This window comes from Streptomyces sp. H39-S7, from assembly GCF_027158205.1.
Classification (GTDB): Bacteria; Actinomycetota; Actinomycetes; order Streptomycetales; family Streptomycetaceae; genus Actinacidiphila.
Genome location: NZ_JAPVLU010000019.1, coordinates 85358 through 102281, shown reverse-complemented (window position 1 = coordinate 102281; position 16924 = coordinate 85358). Strand labels below are relative to the sequence as shown.

Genomic DNA, 16924 nt, shown 5'->3' with positions numbered 1-16924 from the left:
ATCAGGCGCCGTACTCCGCCATACCGTCCACGACGTGCGCGGACGCGAGGGGCACGGTGATGCCGTGCAGGCTTGAGGGGGCGGCGGCCGAAGGCGCCGCATGGGCGGGCACCGCCCAGTGCGGGGCCATCCGACGGCAGTCGCCGAGCAGTTCGGCGAGCGAGTCGGTTTCGACGACGGGGGACACGGGGGACGAAGTAGAAGCCATGCCTCCGACCCTAGGCACTTGATCAGATACGGGTAAGCCCTACTATCGGGTAGTTTCTCCGTGTCGATGGCCGGTTCCCGCGGTCGGTGGGCCACCCCATACGATGACGGTGCCTCTTCCGTGTTGCCCAGGGCTCCCTTCCGGCCCTTGCCGACCTTCGCCGCCGCCCCCGCAGGAGCATTCAGTCGTGCGTATCGCTGTCACCGGATCCATTGCCACCGATCACCTGATGACCTTCCCCGGCCGCTTCGCCGACCAGCTGGTCGCGGACCAGCTGCACACGGTCTCGCTCTCCTTCCTCGTCGACACCCTCGATGTCCGGCGCGGCGGAGTCGCCCCCAACATCTGCTTCGGCATGGGTGTGCTCGGCCTCCGGCCGATCCTCGTGGGCGCGGCGGGCTCCGACTTCGCCGAGTACCGCGCCTGGCTGGACCGGCACGGCGTCGACACCGCGTCCGTGCGCATCTCCGAGGTGCTGCACACCGCGCGTTTCGTCTGCACCACGGACACCGACCACAATCAGATCGCGTCCTTCTACACCGGCGCGATGAGCGAGGCCCGGCAGATCGAGCTGCAGCCGGTCTCGGACCGGGTGGGCGGCCTGGACCTGGTCCTCATCGGCGCGGACGACCCCGAGGCGATGATCCGGCACACCCAGGAGTGCCGCAGCCGCGGCATCCCGTTCGCGGCCGACCCCTCGCAGCAGCTCGCGCGCATGGACGGCGAGGACATCCGCCTCCTCGTGGACGGCGCCACGTACCTCTTCACCAATGAGTACGAGAAGGCGCTCATCGAGTCGAAGACGGGCTGGACCGGTGAGGAGATCCTCGCCAAGGTCGGCACCCGCATCACCACCCTCGGCGCGCGGGGCGTCCGCATCGAGCGCGTCGGCCAGCCGGTGATCGAGGTCGGCTGCGCCGAGGAAGAGGCGAAGGTCGACCCGACCGGCGTCGGCGACGCGTTCCGCGCCGGCTTCCTGGCGGGCCTGGAGTGGGAGCTGTCCCTGGAGCGCTCCGCCCAGCTCGGCTGCATGCTCGCGACACTCGTCATCGAGACGCTCGGCACCCAGGAGTACGAGCTGCGCCGCGGCCACTTCATGGACCGCTTCACCAAGGCGTACGGCCACGAGGCCGCCGCCGAGGTCAAGGTCCACCTGTCCTGACCTCCGCGCGCCCGCGTCCCCCGCACTCCTCGCCGGAGTGCGGGGGACGCCGCCGTTCTCCTCAGGTCCTGCGCCGCACCAGGTAGGCGGTGCCCCGCGCCGCCGCGCGCTCGCCGACGTACTCCTGGTCCCGCATCTGGCACCACGCGGGGATGTCCAGCCGCGCCGCCTCGTCGTCCGAGAGCACGGCGATCACCGCGCCCACCGGCACGTCGCCGATGACCTTGGCGAGCTCGATGACCGGGATCGGGCAGCGCCTGCCGAGCGCGTCGACCGTCAGCGCGGGCGGGCCGGAGGCGTCCTGGACCTCGGGAACGACAGGGCCCGGCGTGGTGCGGGCTTCGCCCGCCGGGGCCCCGAGCTGGTCGCGGACCGAGCGGACGACACCCGGCAGCACGTCGAGGAACCGCTCGACGTCCTCCGCCGGGGTGCCCGGCGGCAGGGACACCCGGACGTTCCCCTCCGACAGGACGCCCATCGCGCGCAGCACATGGCTGGGGGTCAGGGTGCTGGAGGTGCAGGACGAGCCGGAGGAGACCGAGAAGCCGGCGCGGTCGAGCCCGCCGAGCAGCACCTCCCCGTCGACGTAGAGGCAGGAGAACGTCACGAGGTGCGGGAGCCGCAGCGTGGGATGGCCGACCACCTCCACGTCGGGCACGAGCCCCGGCACCCGGGAGCGGATCCGCTCGACCAGCTCCGACAGCCGCGCCCGTTCCGCCGCCGCCTCCTCGCGCACCGCGCGCAACGAGGCCGCCGCCGCCACGACAGCCGGCAGGTTCCCGAAGCCGGGGGAGCGCCCCGACTCCCGTTCGTCAGCGGGGCCCTGCGGTGCGAAGCGCACGCCCTTGCGGACCGCGAGCAGCCCGACTCCGGGCGGTCCGCCCCATTTGTGGGCACTGGCGGCGAGCAGCGACCAGCCGTCCTCCACCGGCCCCCAGGCCAGCGACTGCGCCGCGTCCACCAGCAGCGGCACCCCCGCCTCCCGGCACAGCCGCGCGGTCTCGCCCACCGGCTGGACCGTGCCCACCTCGTGGTTGGCGGACTGCAGGCAGGCCAGCGCGGTGTCCGGCCGCAGCGCGGCGGCGAACGCGGCGGCGTCCACCCGGCCCGTACGGTCCACCCCGACCTCGGTGGCTTCGTACGCCCCGGCCGCGTGCAGTACCGACGAGTGCTCGACGGCCGACACCACCACGTGACGCCCCGTCCGCCGCCGCCCGGCCATGGCTCCCGACACTCCCGTGTGAACCGCGCCGGTTCCCGAAGGAGTGAAAACCAGTTCGTCGGGGCGGCAGCCCACCGCCTCGGCGGCGGTCTCCCGGGAGGCGTCCAACAGCAGCCGGGCGCGGCGTCCCTCGCGGTACAGCCGGGCCGGGTCCGCCCACCCCTCGTCCAGCGCGGCTACCAGCGCCTGGCGGGCGACGGGGTGCAGGGGAGCGGCGGAAGCCGCATCGAAGTAGGACACGTCCGGCACGCTACGCCTGTCGCCCGGCGGTTCGTCAGGCGGCATGCGGAGCATGGGGGTCCACCCCTTCGGGAAGTGCCCCGGCGCGTTGGACCCCCTCCCCGCGCGACCCCAAATAGCGTCCAGTAGGGTTTGGTCCGCATAAACATCCACACCTACTGCCCGCGCCAGGGCCGACCGACCAGCTGACGGCCGGGCACCCGGACGCGTGGGCGAGACTCTCGGGAAGGCGCTACGTGAGTCCCAACGGCTCCGACCGCTCGTCGCGGCGCCCGGTGCGGCGGAAGCTGCCGCAGGCGCTGGCCGCGGCGCTGGTCCTTGTGACCGCCACCGGTTGTGAATACCCCCGCCTTGGCATGCCCAGCCCCGCTACGGAACAAGCACCCCGAATCCTGGCGCTCTGGCAGGGCTCCTGGGCCGCCGCGCTGGCGACCGGTGTGCTCGTCTGGGGTTTGATCATCTGGAGTGTGATCTTCCACCGGCGAAGCCGGACGAAGGTCGAGGTTCCCTCGCAGACCCGGTACAACATGCCCATCGAGGCGCTGTACACCGTGGTCCCGATCATCATCATCGCGGTGTTCTTCTACTTCACCGCGCGTGATGAGAACAAGCTCCTGGCGACCTCAGCGAAGCCCGACCACGTGGTGAACGTGGTCGGCATGCAGTGGAGCTGGGCGTTCAACTACGTCGAGAACGTGGACGGCAACGGAACCACCCCCGCGGTGGCTCCCCCGGAGCTGTCCTCGATCCCCGCCGACAAGCTGCTGTTCCCCGTGGGCGCCAACGGCGTCTACGACTTCGGCACGCCCGCCGCGAAGGACCAGGACACCGGCAACCCCGGTCCGACGCTCTGGCTGCCGAAGGGCGAGACGGTGCGGTTCGTCCTCACCTCGCGCGACGTCATCCACTCGTTCTGGGTGGTGCCGTTCCTCATGAAGATGGACGTCATCCCGGGGCACACCAACGTCTTCGAGGTGACTCCTAGCAAGGAGGGCACCTTCCTGGGCAAGTGCGCGGAACTGTGCGGCATGGACCACTCCCGGATGCTCTTCAACGTGAAGGTCGTCTCCCCGGAGCAGTACAAGTCGCACTTGCAGGATCTGGCGAAGAAGGGCCAGACCGGTTACCTCCCGGCGGGCATTGCCACCACGGGCAACGCCAAGAATGCGGAGCCCAAGACCACATGAGCATTCTCAACGAACCCCATCAGGGCACGACCGCCATCGGCGAGTCGTACGAGGACGAGTTGCCGGTGAAGCGGGCTCAGCCCGGCGCCGTGGTCATCAAGTGGCTCACCACCACGGACCACAAGACGATCGGGACGATGTACCTGATCACCTCGTTCTTCTTCTTCATCCTCGGCGGCATCATGGCGCTGCTCATGCGCGCCGAACTGGCCCGCCCGGGCACGCAGATCATGTCGAACGAGCAGTTCAACCAGGCGTTCACGATGCACGGCACCGTGATGCTGCTGATGTTCGCGACGCCGCTCTTCGCGGGCTTCGCGAACTGGATCATGCCGCTGCAGATCGGCGCGCCCGACGTGGCGTTCCCGCGGCTGAACATGTTCGCCTACTGGCTCTACCTGTTCGGCTCGCTGATCGCGGTGGCCGGCTTCCTGACGCCGGCGGGCGCGGCCGACTTCGGTTGGTTCGCGTACTCCCCGCTGTCGGACGCCGTCCGGTCCCCGGGTGTCGGCGCCGACATGTGGATCATGGGTCTGGCCTTCTCCGGCTTCGGCACGATCCTCGGTTCGGTCAACTTCATCACCACGATCATCTGCATGCGCGCACCCGGCATGACGATGTTCCGCATGCCGATCTTCGTCTGGAACGTCCTGCTGACCGGTGTCCTGGTCCTGCTGGCCTTCCCGGTGCTCGCCGCCGCGCTCTTCGCCCTGGAGGCCGACCGGAAGTTCGGGGCGCACGTCTTCGATGCCGCGAACGGCGGGGCGCTGCTGTGGCAGCACCTGTTCTGGTTCTTCGGCCATCCAGAGGTGTACATCATCGCGTTGCCGTTCTTCGGCATCATCAGCGAAGTGATCCCGGTCTTCAGCCGCAAGCCGATGTTCGGCTACGTCGGCCTGATCGGCGCGACGATCTCCATCGCCGGCCTGTCGGTCACCGTCTGGGCGCACCACATGTACGTCACCGGCGGTGTGCTGCTGCCGTTCTTCTCGTTCATGACGTTCCTCATCGCGGTCCCGACCGGTGTGAAGTTCTTCAACTGGATCGGCACGATGTGGAAGGGGTCACTGAGTTTCGAGACCCCGATGCTGTGGGCCGTCGGCTTCCTGATCACCTTCGCGTTCGGTGGTCTGACCGGTGTGATCCTGGCGGCGCCGCCGCTGGACTTCCACGTCTCGGACTCGTACTTCGTGGTGGCGCACTTCCACTACGTCGTCTTCGGGACCGTGGTCTTCGCGATGTTCTCCGGCTTCCACTTCTGGTGGCCGAAGTTCACCGGAAAGATGCTGGACGAGCGGCTCGGCAAGATCACCTTCTGGACGCTGTTCTTCGGCTTCCACGGCACGTTCCTGATCCAGCACTGGCTGGGTGCGGAAGGCATGCCGCGCCGCTACGCGGACTACCTGGCGGCCGACGGGTTCACCACGATGAACACGATCTCCACCATCAGCTCGTTCCTGCTCGGCCTGTCGATGCTGCCGTTCTTCTACAACGTGTGGAAGACCGCGAAGTACGGCAAGAAGGTCGAGGTGGACGACCCGTGGGGCTACGGACGTTCCCTCGAATGGGCGACGTCCTGCCCGCCGCCGCGGCACAATTTCCTCACGCTGCCGCGGATCCGGTCCGAGTCGCCGGCGTTCGACCTGCACCACCCGGAGATCTCCGCGATGGAGCTCGAGCAGAACCTCGATTCCGAGCGCGGCGCCCTGTACGCCGGCGGCGAAGAGCACGAGGAGAAGGGGAAGCAGCTGTGAGGGTCCAAGGCAAGATGTTCCTCGGCCTGGCGGTCTTCATCCTCGCCTCGGCCATCGTCTACGGCTACTGGTCCAAGGAGCCCGCCGGTACCACGGCGCTCTTCCTGGCCTTCGGCCTCAGCGTGATGATCGGCTTCTACCTGGCCTTCACCGCCCGCCGGGCGGACACCGGAGCCCAGGACCGCGAGGACGCGGACGTCGCGGACGACGCCGGCGAAGTGGGCTTCTTCAGCCCGCACAGCTGGCAGCCGCTCTCGCTCGCCATCGGCGGCGCGCTGGCGTTCCTCGGTGTGGTCTTCGGCTGGTGGCTGCTGTACTTCTCCGCCCCGATGCTCCTCATCGGCCTTTACGGCTGGGTGTTCGAGTACTACCGCGGTGAGAACCAGACGCAGTAGGACCTGGCGGGAGACCGCCGTGAGCAGCACGGGCTGGGCCCGGACACCGCCTCGGTGTCCGGGCCCAGCCCGTTCGCATGCGCTCAACGCGCCGTTCCGGATGATTCTTCATACCTTGTGACCATGAGTCACTTCTCCCGGCGCCGGACGGCGATGCGATACACACTGCTCGTGGCCCCCCTCGCGGTGGGGCTGACCTCATGCGGCGCGGACAAGGGTGATCCGCTGGCCGCCTCTCCCTACAACGCGGCCGGCCAGGTGTCGTACAGCCTGGCGGGCGGCGGCAAGGTGGACCCGAACAAGCCCCTGGAGATAACCGCCAAGGGCGACGACCGGATCACCGACGTCACGGCCACGGACGCCGCAGGGCGCTACGTCCGGGGAGAACTCGCCCCGGACGGCATACGGTGGCACAGCACCGCTCCGCTGGCCGCAGGAGCCCATTACACGGTCCGGGTGAGCACCGAGGACGGCAATGGGCGCCCCGGCCGGGAGACCGTCGGTTTCGACACGACGGCCGCCGACAAGCTGCTGCGGGTCAGTTTCGGCCCGGACGTCGGCACCTACGGCGTCGGCCAACCCGTCACCGCCGAGCTGACCGTGCCCGTCAAGGATCCCGCCGCGCGCGCCAAGGTCGAACAGAACCTGCAGGTCACCGCCAGTCCGGAGGCCGCGGCCGGCTCCTGGTACTGGGTGGACGACCGCACCCTGCACTACCGCCCGCAGAGCTACTGGCCGGCTCACGCGAAGATCGAGGTCCGCAGCACCCTGGACGGCGTGCGCGTCGAGAACAGCCTCTACGGAGGCGCCTCCAAGCCGCTGTCCCTCACGACCGGCGACCGCGTCGAGGCCATTACGGACTCCGGCACCCACGAGATGACGTTCAAGCGCAACGGCAGCGTCGTCCGCACCATCCCCATCACCACCGGCAAGCCCGGCTTCTCCACCCGCAACGGCGTCAAGGTCGTGCTGGGCAAGGAGCAGTTCGTCCGGATGCAGAGCGAGAGCATAGGCATATCGGCAGGCAGTTCCGAGGCCTACGACCTGCCGGTGTACTGGGCCACCCGGGTGACATGGAGCGGTGAATACGTCCACGCCGCGCCCTGGTCGGTCGGCTCGCAGGGGTCCGCCAACGTCAGCCACGGCTGCACCGGGATGAGCACCGAGAACGCCCACTGGTTCTTCGACCAGGTGCAGAAGGGCGACGTCGTCCAGGTCGTCAACAGCGGGGGCGAGACGATGACCCCGTTCGACAACGGTTTCGGCGACTGGAACCTGAACTGGTCCGCGTGGAAGAACGGCAGCGCGCTGGGCGGCAAGGACCGGACGGCGGCGGTGCAGAACACCGCGGCCCCGGCCCGGCTCCGTCCCAAGGCGTAGAGCCGCCCGGACGGGGCCGGACGGGTCCTCCGCGAGCGCCCTACGCCGGCGCGGCCACCGCGAGGCGCTTGCGGAGCAGCCCCGCCAGAGCCTGCGCGAGCGCCACCGGGTCGACGGGGTGGGTCACCGCCGCGTCGGCCCGGCTCCAGGTGGCCAGCCACGCGTCCTGCGGCCGGCCGATCAGCACCAGGACCGGCGGGGCCTGGAAGATCTCGTCCTTGACCTGCCGGCACACGCCCATGCCCCCCGCGGGAGCCGTCTCGCCGTCGAAGACGCAGGCGTCGATCCCGCCGCGCTCCAACTCCGTGAGGACGGCCGGCAGTGTCGCGCACTCCAGGAACTCGACCGGCGGCAGGTCGGGCGCCGGCCTGCGCCCGACGGCGAGCCGGACCTGCTCCCGGGTGTTCGCGTCGTCGCTGTAGACCAGCACCGTGGCAGTCGCCCGCATCGTGCCTCCTGATCGTCGAGGAATCATCGTCGAGTCCGTCGTCAAGTGGCTCGGATGCTACTCCCGTCAAGGGCCCCACGAGGAGACTTCGGCCGAGGACAAGATCCGTCCGATGCTCCGTCATCCCTCCTTCGGGGGACGCTTCCGGTAGGCCACGCGGGTCTCCTGGGGGCCCGGACACACCGAATGGCACCCCCCGGAGTGAGCGCGAGATAAGGGACCGACATAATGTCGGACGTGGCGACAGCAACAGCAGTAGATACCGGGCACGCGCACCCGTCGGTCAACCGGCCGAACCTCACCAGCGTCGGAACCATCATCTGGCTGAGTTCCGAGCTGATGTTCTTCGCGGCCCTCTTCGCGATGTACTTCACCCTCCGCTCGGTGACGGGTGCCGAGTTCTGGAAGGAACACGCGTCGGCGTTGAACGTTCCGTTCTCGGCGACGAACACGACGATCCTCGTGCTCTCCTCCCTCACGTGCCAGCTCGGCGTGTTCGCCGCCGAGCGCGGCGACGTGAAGAAGCTCCGCGCGTGGTTCATGCTCACGTTCGTGATGGGCGCGATCTTCATCGGTGGCCAGATCTTCGAGTACACCGAACTGGTCAAGAACGACGGCCTCTCGCTGTCGTCCGACCCGTACGGATCGGTGTTCTACCTCACGACCGGCTTCCACGGGATGCACGTGACAGGTGGTCTGATCGCGTTCCTGCTGGTTCTCGGCAGAACGTACGCGGCCAAGAGGTTCACCCACGAGCAGGCCACGGCGGCCATCGTCGTGTCCTACTACTGGCACTTCGTCGATGTCGTCTGGATCGGCCTCTTCGCCACGATCTACCTGATCAAGTAACCGGCGGGCCGGCGCCGAGCCGGAACGACGTTCAGACAGACACAGCCAGAAGCATCGACACAAGAGATCCTGACCGGGGTAATCCGTGAAAAAGCTCTCCGCACGACGGCGCCACCCGCTGGCGGCGCTTGTCGTCCTACTTCTCGCGCTCGCGGCCACCGGTGGGCTGTACGCCGGGTTCGCGCCGGCGCAGAAGGCGCAGGCCGACGACACAGCCCAGTCCCTCAAGATCGAAGAGGGCAAGAAGCTGTTCGCCGTCGGTTGCTCCAGCTGCCACGGCATGTCCGGCCAGGGAAGTAAGAACGACGGCCCGAGCCTGGTGGGTGTCGGCGCCGCAGCCGTCGACTTCCAGGTGGGCACCGGCCGTATGCCGGCCCAGCAGCCGGGATCGCAGATCCCGAAGAAGAAGAACATCTACACGCAGGAGCAGATCAACGCGCTCGCCGCGTACATCGCTTCGCTGGGCCCGGGGCCCTCGGTCCCCGAGAAGAGCCAGTACAGCCCGGACGGCGCGGACGCCGGCAGGGGCGGGGAGCTGTTCCGTACGAACTGCGCGCAGTGCCACAACTTCACGGGCAAGGGCGGTGCGTTGACCAACGGCAAGTACGCGCCCAGCCTTGAGGACGTGGACCCCAAGCACATCTACGAGGCCATGCAGACCGGCCCGCAGAACATGCCGTCCTTCCCCGACACCACGATGCCGGAGGACGCGAAGGCAGACATCATCGCGTACCTCGACGCGGTGAACGGCCAGCAGACCCCCAGCCCCGGTGGCCTTGAGCTCGGTGGCATCGGCCCGGTGTCGGAGGGTCTGTTCGCCTGGATCTTCGGCCTCGGAGCCATGATCGCTGTCGCCATCTGGGTTGCGGCCCGGACCACGAAGGCCAAGAAGTCATGAGTCAGGACATGTCAGAGACAGAAGAGAACCCGCCGAGTGAGCTGTCACACGCTCACGGGGGCGATGAGTTGGCCGTCCGCGGAACAAGCGCGTTCGCCGACCCCGGCCTCCCGCCCCACGAGCACCGCCGTCAGGACATCGACGAGCGTGCCGCGAAGAGCTCCGAACGCGCCATCGCGTTTCTCTTCCTCCTGTCGATGCTGTCCACGATCGGCTTCATCGCCAGCTTCGTGGTCTTCCCCGTCGACAAGATCATCTACGTCTTCCCGTTCGGCCACGTCAGTGCGCTGAACTTCTCGCTCGGTCTGACTCTGGGTCTTGCCCTCTTCTGCATCGGCGCCGGCGCGGTCCACTGGGCCCGCACGCTGATGTCCGACGAGGAGCACGCCGCCGAGCGTCACCCGATCGCGGCCGAGCCCGAGGTCAAGGCCCAGGTGCTGGCCGACTTCGCGCAGGGTGCGAAGGAGAGCGGCTTCGGCCGCCGGAAGATGATCCGCAACACGATGTTCGGCGCGCTGGCCCTGGTGCCGCTCTCCGGCGTCATGCTCCTGCGCGACCTCGGGCCGCTGCCGGGCACCAAGCTCCGGCACACCCTGTGGTCCAAGGGCAAGGTGCTGATCAACCAGAACACCAACAAGCCGCTCCGGCCCGAGGACATCCCCGTCGGATCGCTCACCTTCGCCATGCCCGAGGGGCTGGAGGAGGACCAGGAGCGTTTCCAGAAGGAGATCGCCAAGGCCGCCCTGATGATCGTCCGGATCGAGCCGGACGACATCAAGGACAAGCAGGAGCGTGACTGGGGCCACCAGGGCATCGTCGCGTTCTCCAAGATCTGTACGCACGTCGGCTGCCCGATCAGCCTGTACGAGCAGCAGACGCACCACGTCCTGTGCCCGTGCCACCAGTCGACGTTCGACCTGTCCGACGGCGCCCGGGTCATCTTCGGCCCTGCCGGCCACGCCCTTCCGCAGCTGCGGATCAGCGTGAACGAGGAGGGCAACCTCATCGCCCTCGGCGACTTCGACGAGCCCGTCGGCCCGAGCTTCTGGGAGCGCGGATGAGTACCACTGCTGAAAACCCGCAGCGCCGGGGCAAAGCCCCGGCAGGCGAGCGGGTCGCCGACTGGGCCGATGGCCGTCTCGGCATCTACGGCCTGGCCAAGGCCAACATGCGCAAGATCTTCCCGGACCACTGGTCCTTCATGCTCGGTGAGATCTGCCTCTACAGCTTCATCATCCTCATCCTCACGGGTGTGTACCTGACGCTGTTCTTCCACCCCAGCATGAGCGAGGTCGTCTACGAGGGCCCCTACGCTCCGCTGCAGGGCCAGCGCATGTCGGACGCGTTCGCCTCGACGATGCACATCAGCTTCGAGGTGCGCGGCGGTCTGCTGGTCCGCCAGATCCACCACTGGGCCGCGCTGATCTTCGTGGCCGCGATGCTCGTGCACATGATGCGCGTGTTCTTCACGGGCGCGTTCCGCAAGCCCCGCGAGGTCAACTGGGTCTTCGGCTTCCTGCTGCTGGTCCTCGGCATGTTCACCGGGTTCACCGGCTACTCGCTGCCGGACGACCTGCTGTCGGGCACCGGCGTCCGGTTCATGGACGGCGCCGTGCTCTCCATGCCGGTCGTGGGCACGTACCTGTCGTTCTTCATGTTCGGCGGGGAGTTCCCCGGCACGGACTTCGTGCCGCGCTTCTACTCGGTGCACATCCTGCTGCTGCCGGGCATCATGGCCGGCCTGCTGGTGGCCCACCTGATCCTGGTCTTCTACCACAAGCACACCCAGTTCCCGGGTGCGGGCAAGACGGAGAAGAACGTCGTCGGCATGCCGCTGCTGCCGGTGTACATGGCGAAGGCGGGCGGCTTCTTCTTCCTCGTCTTCGGCGTCATCGCCATGGTCGCGTCGATCGCGTCGATCAACCCGATCTGGGCGATGGGCCCCTACCGGCCGGACCAGGTGTCCACCGGCGCCCAGCCCGACTGGTACATGGGCTTCTCCGAGGGCCTGATCCGTGTCATGCCGGGCTGGGAGATCAACGCCTGGGGCCACACCCTGAGCCTGGGTGTGTTCATCCCGCTGATGATCTTCCCGCTGGTGCTGGTCGCCATCGCGGTCTACCCGTTCGTCGAGTCCTGGGTCACCGGGGACAAGCGGGAGCACCACCTGCTGGACCGGCCGCGCAACCACCCGGTCCGCACCGGCTTCGGCGTCGCGTGGCTGAGCTGGTACGGCATCCTGCTGGTCGGTGGCGGCAACGACCTCTGGGCGACGCACTTCCACCTGTCGCTCAACCAGATCACCTGGGTCGTGCGCATCGGGTTCTTCGTCCTCCCGGTGATCGTCTTCCTCGCCACCAAGCGGATCTGCCTCGGCCTGCAGCGCCGGGACCGCGACAAGGTGCTGCACGGTCGCGAGACCGGGCTCATCAAGCGGCTGCCGCACGGTGAGTTCATCGAGGTGCACGAGCAGCTCTCCCCGGAGGCGCTGCACACGCTCACCGCGCACGAGCAGCCGAAGCCGCTCGAATCCGGCCCCGAGGTCGACGAGAACGGCGTGGAACGCAAGATCGGCCCGGTCACGAAGCTGCGCACCAAGCTGTCGCAGGGCTTCTACGGCGAGGCCAGCCAGATCCCCAAGCCGACCGCGGAGGAGCACGCGGAGATCACCAGTGGCCACGGCCACCACTGATCTCCCGCTGATTCCCCGCGCCGGCTGACGGCATCGTCGAAGGGTCCCGTCCATGACATGGACGGGGCCCTTCGACGTGCCCGGCCCCCGATAGGCTGGGCACGCAGTATCGACCCGACCACCAGGAGTGTGGACCATGAGCGTTGTGACCCCGGCAGGCGGCGACAGCTCGGCCGACAACTCCTGGCCCGGCGTACTCAACCCGCTGCTGCGCGGCCATGACCTGACGGCCGACGACACCGCGTGGGCGATGGACCGGATCATGAGCGGTGAGGCCACCAACGCTCAGATCGCCGGTTTCGCCGTGGCGCTGCGCGCCAAGGGCGAGACCATCGAAGAAGTGTCGGGCCTGGTCAGGACGATGTACGCGCACGCCAACCTGATCGAGGTGCCGGGGCGGACCGTCGACATCGTGGGCACCGGCGGAGACCTGGCCAAGACGGTCAACATCTCCACCATGTCGGCGATCGTCGTGGCGGGCACCGGCGCGAAGGTCGTCAAGCACGGCAACCGCGCCGCGTCCTCGCAGAGCGGGTCCTCGGACGTGCTGGAGAAGCTCGGGGTCAATCTGGACCTGACGCCGAAGCGGGTGGTCGAGGTCGCGGAGGAAGCCGGCATCACCTTCTGCTTCGCGGTGAAGTTCCATCCGGCGCTGCGGCACGTGGCGGCGGCCCGCCGCGAGCTGGGCATCGCGACCACCTTCAACCTCCTCGGGCCGCTCACCAACCCGGCACGGGTCACCTCCCAGGCGACGGGCGTCGCCGACACCCGGGCGGCGGGCATCATCGCCGGGGTGCTGGCCGAGCGCGGCTCCTCCGCGCTCGTCTTCCGCGGCGACGACGGACTGGACGAGCTGACCACCACCGCGACCTCGCAGGTGTGGGTGGTGCGGGACGGCAAGGTCGACCAGGTCGCCTTCGACCCCCGTGACGTCGGGATCCCGATGGTCCCCGTCGAGGCGCTGCGCGGCGCCGACGCCGCCTACAACGCCGAGGTCGCCCGCCGGTTGCTGGCCGGCGAGCGCGGCCCGGTCCGCGACGCGGTCCTCCTGAACGCCGCCGCCGCCCTGGTCGCCCTCCACCCCGGCTCCGCCACCCTGGAGGCCCAGATCGCCGAGGGCATCAACCGCGCCGCCGAGGCCATCGACTCGGGCGCGGCCAGGACGGCCCTGGACCGCTGGGTCGCGGCGAGCAACGCGTAACGCCCTTCCGGCGGATCCTCTCCCGCCGGGCCGCCGGAGCCTTGCCTCCGGCGGCCCGCGGGCGCGGTGCTCGGCGGGCCGCCGTCCGTGACCCGTACCGGGGTGCGCGCGGGCATGCCCGTCCGGCGTCCGCATCGCGGAATCCTGTTTGCCGTCCGCCGGACAGCTGGCATACTCCTTGGCAGGTCACGAGTGACAGCGTTTGAGCCCTGGCTTGCTGTCCGGCAACCCTCCGTCCGTGGCGGGGTGCCCCAGGTGATGACCGGGCCGTGGACGAGGTGTCCACGGCAAGCGCGGGCCCCTTTGCGACTGCTTCCGGGGTCCTGGACCCCGAGGAGCTTCGTCATGTCCGTGCACCCCGTTTCCCTGGCCACCACCGCTCCCCTCGACGTGCTCGGCCGTGATGTCCGGGTCCCGCTGGTGACCGGCGGCGAGGTCACCTACGCCGCTCTGGACTACGCGGCCAGCGCGCCCGCGCTCCAGCGGGTCTGGGACGACGTGGCCGCGTACGCGCCCTACTACGGCAGCGTGCACCGCGGCGCCGGGTACCTGTCGCAGCTCTCCACCGACCTGTTCGAGCAGAGCCGCGCGACCGTGGCCGACTTCCTGGGCTGCCGGGAGGACGACCAGGTGATCTTCACCCGCTCCACGACCGACTCGCTGAACCTGCTGGCCTCCGTGCTCCCGGCCGGCACCCAGGTCTTCGTCTTCGAGACCGAGCACCACGCCTCGCTGCTGCCGTGGCGGGACGCCCGGGTCACGTACCTGAGCGCCCCCCGCACCCCCGAGCAGGCCGTTGCCTCGCTGGACGCGGCGCTCGCCCAGCGCGACCCCTCCCCGAGCGGCGCCCCCGCGCTGGTGTGCGTGACCGGCGCCTCGAACGTCACCGGTGAGCTGTGGCCGGTCCGCGAGCTGGCCGACGCCGCCCACGCGCACGGCGCCCGCATCGTGCTGGACGCCGCGCAGCTCGCCCCGCACCACCCGGTGGACATCGCGGAGCTGGACGTGGACTGGGTGGCCTTCTCCGGCCACAAGCTCTACGCCCCGTTCGGCTCCGGCGTGCTGGCCGGCCGGGCGGACTGGCTGCAGGAGGCCGAGCCGTACCTGGCGGGCGGCGGCGCGAGCCGCAAGGTCGCCCGGCGCACCGACGGCGGCGTCGACGTCGAGTGGCACTCCACCGCGGCCCGCCACGAGGCCGGCTCGCCGAACGTCATCGGCGTGTACTCCATCGCCTCGGCCTGCCGGGCGCTGACCGAGGCGGGCTTCGACTCGCTCGTCGAGCGGGAGCAGGGCCTGGTCTCCCGGGTCCGCGCCGGCCTGGCCGAGGTGCCGCAGGTCAGGGTGTTGTCGCTGTTCGGCGACGACGCCCCCCGGGTCGGCGTCATCTCGTTCGTCGTGGACGGCTGGAACAGCTCGCACTTCGCCGCCGCGCTGTCCGCCGAGTACGGCATCGGGGTGCGCGACGGCCTCTTCTGCGCCCACCCGCTGGTCCGCACCCTGCTGGGCAGCGAGCCCACCGAGCCGGGCGAGTGCGGATCGCCGGAGACCGAGCCGGGGGAGAAGTCGCTCAACGCGATCCGGGTGAGCTTCGGGGCGGGCACGCCGGACGAGCACGTGGACCGCTTCCTCGGCGCCGTCGCGGAACTCGTCAAGGACGGCGCCCGGTGGAACTACCGCACCGAGGACGGCCGCTGCGTGCCCGCCCGCGACTGAGACCGGTGCGGCGGCCCCTGGGGGCCGGCCGCGTCAGCCTTCGAGGCCGATCGCGAAGGCCGCCTCCAGGTCGTGCTGGGAGTACGTGCGGAACGCGACGTGGGTGTCGGTGGCCTCCACGCCGGGGATCTTGCTGATGCGGCCCGGGATGACGTCCGCGAGGTCGTCGTGCCGGGCGACCCGGACCATGGCGACCAGGTCGTACGTTCCGGTGACCGAGTAGACCTCGCTGACGCTCTCCAGGGCGGCGATCGCCTCGGCGATCTCCGGAATCCGGTCGACGCTGGTCTTGATGAGCACGATCGCGGTGATCACGGCTGTAGGTCTCCTTGGGTCGCCCGGGGTGCGGTCTCCAGCTTAGGGCTTCGGCCGAAGCAGACCGAGGCGGCCAGGAAGCCGAGGACGAAGCCCACCACGTGGGCCAGATAGGCGACCCCGGGTCCCGACTGGCTGGTCCGGGCCGCCAGCCACTGCAGCGCGAACCAGAAGCCGAGGACCGCCCAGGCCGGGAAGCGCAGCGGCAGGAAGAAGAGGAACGGGAAGAGGCTCGTCACCCGCGCCTTGGGATAGAGGTAGAGGTACGCGCCGAGCGCCCCGGAGATGGCGCCGGAGGCGCCGACCAGGCTCTGGGTGGAGTCGGTGTTGGCGAGCGCGAAGCCGTAGGTGGCGAGGTATCCGGCCGCCACGAAGAAGAGCAGATAACGGAAACGGCCCATGCGGCTTTCCACGTTGTCGCCGAAGACGTACAGAAACAGCATGTTGCCGATCAGATGCAGCCAACTTCCATGGACGAACATCGCCGTCAGCACCGAGAGAACCGTCCTCTTGGCGAACGGCCGCGGGGTCGCGCAGCCGGCCGGGAGCCCCAGCCGGTCCAGCGCCAGCCGGCCGTGGAAGAGCTCGCCGGGGATGACTCCCCAGCGGTCGAAATAGACCGCCTGGGCGCACTGGAGCTGGTCACCCGTGCCGTAGGAGGGGTTGAACCCCGAGATCGGACCGAGCAGGAACACCACCGTGCACAGGGCGATCAGGGCGTACGTCACCACGGGAGTGCGGCGGACCGGGTTCTCGTCGTAGACCGGGATGACCATGCACCGATCATGACGGAACGGGCGTATCGGTCCGGGGGCGCCTCGCCGCAGCGCCGCCTGCCGTGGAGGCCGTAGGGTAACCGGAACGCGCGCGTACGCGACGTGCCGACCCGAAAGTCCTGAAAGAGGTGTCCGCCCGATGCCGGTTCCCCTGCCGACCGCGACGACCCGGTGGCGCTGCACGCTGTGCGGCAACCTGACCCGGTTCGATGTCACGCGTTCGACGAAGGTCGTCGAGTACGTCCACCTCGACCTCGCCGGTGAGGCGAAGGTCGAGGAGACCGAGGTGCTCAGCGAGACCGTGGAATCGGTGCGCTGCCGCTGGTGCAACGCGGCCGATCAGGTCGAGTTGGTCGACCGGCCGCATCCCGGGGCGGAAGCCGGCGCCGAAGCGGAAGCTGATTCGACGCAGGGTTGACCCTGTAAGGCGACAATGGACTTGCACGGCGGCGGCCAGAGGGATCGAAGGGGGCCGGGGAGGCGC

General features: G+C 69.3%; 17 protein-coding genes and 1 riboswitch. Of the genes, 12 read left to right on the top strand and 5 right to left on the bottom strand.

All coding sequences use genetic code 11. The features are described 5' to 3' along the window. Position 1: 1 nt before the first annotated feature. On the bottom strand, positions 2–208 hold the full coding sequence (locus O3X23_RS20010) for a hypothetical protein (RefSeq protein WP_269272802.1): 207 nt from the start codon (positions 206–208) through the stop codon (positions 2–4). Between the two features lie 187 nt (positions 209–395). Between O3X23_RS20010 and O3X23_RS20005 the strand changes: the two genes are divergently transcribed. After that, a complete protein-coding gene (locus O3X23_RS20005; protein ID WP_269272801.1) occupies positions 396–1370 on the top strand; it encodes a carbohydrate kinase family protein in 975 nt (324 codons plus the stop codon). 61 nt (positions 1371–1431) lie between these two features. Here O3X23_RS20005 and O3X23_RS20000 read toward each other — a convergent pair whose 3' ends face one another. Next, positions 1432–2832 (bottom strand): cysteine desulfurase/sulfurtransferase TusA family protein, encoded by a 1401-nt coding sequence (locus O3X23_RS20000; protein ID WP_269272800.1) that lies wholly within the window; start codon positions 2830–2832, stop codon positions 1432–1434. 236 nt (positions 2833–3068) lie between these two features. Here O3X23_RS20000 and ctaC point away from each other — a divergent pair, with 236 nt between their 5' ends. The 4 genes from ctaC to O3X23_RS19980 all read left to right on the top strand — a co-directional run bounded on the left by ctaC (position 3069) and on the right by O3X23_RS19980 (position 7548). Continuing rightward, the gene (ctaC, locus tag O3X23_RS19995) at positions 3069–4019 is read left to right on the top strand and encodes an aa3-type cytochrome oxidase subunit II (protein ID WP_269272799.1); all 951 of its coding nucleotides are present in this window, start codon (positions 3069–3071) and stop codon (positions 4017–4019) included. Further along, the gene (gene ctaD, locus O3X23_RS19990; RefSeq protein WP_269272798.1) at positions 4016–5773 is read left to right on the top strand and encodes an aa3-type cytochrome oxidase subunit I; all 1758 of its coding nucleotides are present in this window, start codon (positions 4016–4018) and stop codon (positions 5771–5773) included. The genes ctaC and ctaD overlap by 4 nt, the downstream gene beginning before the upstream one ends. Then, complete coding sequence (locus tag O3X23_RS19985; RefSeq protein ID WP_269272797.1) at positions 5770–6168, top strand: cytochrome c oxidase subunit 4; 399 nt, start codon at positions 5770–5772, stop codon at positions 6166–6168. The genes ctaD and O3X23_RS19985 overlap by 4 nt, the downstream gene beginning before the upstream one ends. Positions 6169–6291: 123 nt before the next feature. Then, positions 6292–7548, top strand: coding sequence for a L,D-transpeptidase (locus O3X23_RS19980; protein ID WP_269272796.1), 1257 nt, complete (start codon positions 6292–6294; stop codon positions 7546–7548). A gap of 40 nt (positions 7549–7588) precedes the next feature. Here the strand turns inward: O3X23_RS19980 and O3X23_RS19975 are convergent, their stop codons facing one another. Continuing rightward, positions 7589–7996 carry a hypothetical protein gene (locus tag O3X23_RS19975; RefSeq protein WP_269272795.1) on the bottom strand — a complete coding sequence of 136 codons (408 nt, stop codon included), beginning with the start codon at positions 7994–7996 and terminating at the stop codon, positions 7589–7591. 228 nt (positions 7997–8224) lie between these two features. Between O3X23_RS19975 and ctaE the strand changes: the two genes are divergently transcribed. The 6 genes from ctaE (at position 8225) to O3X23_RS19945 (ending at position 15349) form a co-directional block, all read left to right on the top strand. Then, a complete protein-coding gene (gene ctaE, locus O3X23_RS19970; protein ID WP_138356198.1) occupies positions 8225–8845 on the top strand; it encodes an aa3-type cytochrome oxidase subunit III in 621 nt (206 codons plus the stop codon). 85 nt (positions 8846–8930) lie between these two features. Beyond that, entirely contained in the window at positions 8931–9743 is an 813-nt protein-coding gene (qcrC, locus tag O3X23_RS19965) for a cytochrome bc1 complex diheme cytochrome c subunit (protein ID WP_269272794.1), read from the top strand. Between the two features lie 8 nt (positions 9744–9751). Further along, on the top strand, positions 9752–10804 hold the full coding sequence (gene qcrA, locus O3X23_RS19960; protein WP_269272793.1) for a cytochrome bc1 complex Rieske iron-sulfur subunit: 1053 nt from the start codon (positions 9752–9754) through the stop codon (positions 10802–10804). Further along, positions 10801–12435, top strand: a complete 1635-nt coding sequence (gene qcrB / locus O3X23_RS19955; RefSeq protein WP_269272792.1) for a cytochrome bc1 complex cytochrome b subunit — start codon at positions 10801–10803, stop codon at positions 12433–12435. The genes qcrA and qcrB overlap by 4 nt, the downstream gene beginning before the upstream one ends. A 136-nt stretch (positions 12436–12571) precedes the next feature. Continuing rightward, positions 12572–13636, top strand: a complete 1065-nt coding sequence (trpD, locus tag O3X23_RS19950) for an anthranilate phosphoribosyltransferase (RefSeq protein WP_269272791.1) — start codon at positions 12572–12574, stop codon at positions 13634–13636. Between the two features lie 184 nt (positions 13637–13820). Next, positions 13821–13936: riboswitch (SAM riboswitch) on the top strand. Between the two features lie 45 nt (positions 13937–13981). Beyond that, positions 13982–15349 (top strand): aminotransferase class V-fold PLP-dependent enzyme, encoded by a 1368-nt coding sequence (locus tag O3X23_RS19945; protein WP_269272790.1) that lies wholly within the window; start codon positions 13982–13984, stop codon positions 15347–15349. Positions 15350–15382: 33 nt separating this feature from the next. Here the strand turns inward: O3X23_RS19945 and O3X23_RS19940 are convergent, their stop codons facing one another. Next, positions 15383–15664, bottom strand: a complete 282-nt coding sequence (locus tag O3X23_RS19940; protein ID WP_269272789.1) for an Lrp/AsnC family transcriptional regulator — start codon at positions 15662–15664, stop codon at positions 15383–15385. Next, positions 15661–16440: a rhomboid family intramembrane serine protease gene (locus O3X23_RS19935; protein ID WP_269272788.1), complete on the bottom strand. Its 780-nt coding sequence runs from the start codon at positions 16438–16440 to the stop codon at positions 15661–15663. Before O3X23_RS19935 ends, O3X23_RS19940 begins: the two co-directional genes overlap by 4 nt. A 139-nt stretch (positions 16441–16579) precedes the next feature. Between O3X23_RS19935 and O3X23_RS19930 the strand changes: the two genes are divergently transcribed. Further along, complete coding sequence (locus O3X23_RS19930) at positions 16580–16858, top strand: hypothetical protein (protein WP_269272787.1); 279 nt, start codon at positions 16580–16582, stop codon at positions 16856–16858. Positions 16859–16924: the final 66 nt, after the last annotated feature.